Raw genomic sequence first — 1,911 nt, 5'->3', positions numbered from 1 at the left:
GTTGAAGCAGATCCTGGATGTCCTGGCTGCCAATAAGCCGTTTTTCTCTTTTACGTATTTGGACGCGGGCGGTCCTCAGGCTATGATGGCATACGCAGGCGACATCATCACCGGGCTTTGGCATGAAATAAACGGGATCCGCTATTGGAAAGAGGTTCAAATAGCATTCATTGAGCAGTAGGGGGTGAGGCCATGTATCAAGTATCGCAACAATTCATGGACGCTATGCGGGCGCAGAAGAGACAGGTGCTTGCGCGGGTAATCATCGACTACACAGATCCGCTGATCGACCAATCTATCCAAGTAGATGCAAGCGAACGGGCACGTATTTCCTGGCCTCACCAGACAGCAGACGGCCTCACACAGGCGCCCTATCTCTGGGCGTCGCTCGATGGCACATGGACTCTCGACCAGTTTAGACGGCCCATGCCAGACACCGAGGAGCTTGCTGACCGCTATCAGGTGGGATGGTGGGGAGAGCAGCTTGCGGGGTTAGGGGGAGCATTTGCAGAACCATACCCGACGCTCACAATCACGCATGCAGCTAGACCTGTGCACTCGCTGAGGGTGGTGGGGTATAACCAGAGCGGCGAACACCCCGTGGATTTTACGATCCGGCTCAAAGACGAGCTTGGGGCTCTCCTCCACGAAGAGGTTGTCACAGGCAATACCGAGACGACTTGGTCAAAGGCGCTTGACGCTCCTATTCTCGACGTGGCTTCCCAAGAACTTGAGATTCACAGGTGGTCCCACGAGGGGCGACAGGTCAAGATCATTGAGTTTTTTAGCTCGGTGCAACAGGTTCACAAAGAAGATCTAATCGCCATCAATTTGCTGGAAGAGCGAGAGGTCAGCCAGGGGAGCTTACCAGTCGGCAATATTTCGTCGAACGAGATCGTCGTGAGGCTTTCGAACGAGGACAAACGCTTTGACCCAGATAACGACACGAGCCCGCTTTATGGGCTTATCAAGCCTAATAGACGTGTTAGGGCTTGGCTTGGCGCTGAGATCAATGAAGAAGTAGAGTGGGTTCCGCTCGGCACATTTTGGGCGATTGATTGGGATACGCAGGACGACATGCTTGAGGCGCAGGTCAGGGCGCGAGATCGGCTGGAGCTGTTGCGTAAATCGACGTTCCAGCCTGGAGAGGTGGAGCAAAATGCCAGCCTGTATGCGCTGGCTGAGGCAGTTCTCAAGAGCGCGGGGCTAAAAGAGGATGAATACGCGATCGACGAGAGTTTGCAGGATATCATCATCCCCTGGGCATGGCTACCGTCCATGGACCACCGGGAGGCCTTGCGAGTCATCTCGGGGGCCGGGCTTGCGGTTTGTTATTGTGGGCGCGACGGCAAGATCAACGTCGCAAAACCTGCGATAACAGAGCAGCAACCCCAAGACATCATCTATTTTATTGAGGGCGCGCCATTTCCCGCCGAGTATACGGAGATCGTCGGCTGGTTTCCCATTGGGCCTGACGACTATTTTTCACCGCTCCGCACTCCGAGCAGACAGGAAGAGGTCGCGAATGAGATCGTCGTGGCAACTCAGCCTCTCAAGCCAGCAGAGACAGCGCAAGAGGTCTACCGCTCAAATACGCCGATTGCCATCCCGGCAGGCGAGACCGTAACTGTGACAGCGCGATACAATCAACCGCCGGTGATTGGGGCTGTAGCGAGCCTGGACGATCCTCCTGCAGATGTGAGCATTGTTGATGCTGTTTATCATGCTTGGGGCGCGGAAGTGACCATCGAGAATGCTGGAGCGACAGAGGCCGAGGCCTGGCTTGCCATCACTGGTAAGCTCCTGAGCGTGCAGGGCGGGGAACAGGTGATTGCCAGAGACCAGCAGAGCATCACCGAGAACGGACCGCTGCGATACGAGTTTCCGGCGAACCCGTTGGTGCAGACGCTT

The 1,911-nt window shown here is 55.8% G+C and carries 2 protein-coding genes; both read left to right on the top strand.

Annotated elements, in window-relative coordinates; genetic code table 11:
* Positions 1-181 (top strand): hypothetical protein (locus tag ACE4YL_RS09635; RefSeq protein ID WP_461369577.1); only part of this gene is annotated, 181 nt, incomplete at its 5' end.
* Between the two features lie 11 nt (positions 182-192).
* A partial coding sequence (locus ACE4YL_RS09630) for a hypothetical protein (RefSeq protein WP_461369576.1) occupies positions 193-1,911 on the top strand: 1,719 nt, incomplete at its 3' end.

Source organism: Candidatus Darwinibacter acetoxidans, assembly GCF_041936445.1.
In the GTDB taxonomy this organism is placed as follows: Bacteria; Bacillota; Limnochordia; order Darwinibacteriales; family Darwinibacteriaceae; genus DTU010.
Note: the sequence above shows the minus strand (reverse complement) of the source record. Positions and strands in the feature narration are given on the sequence as shown.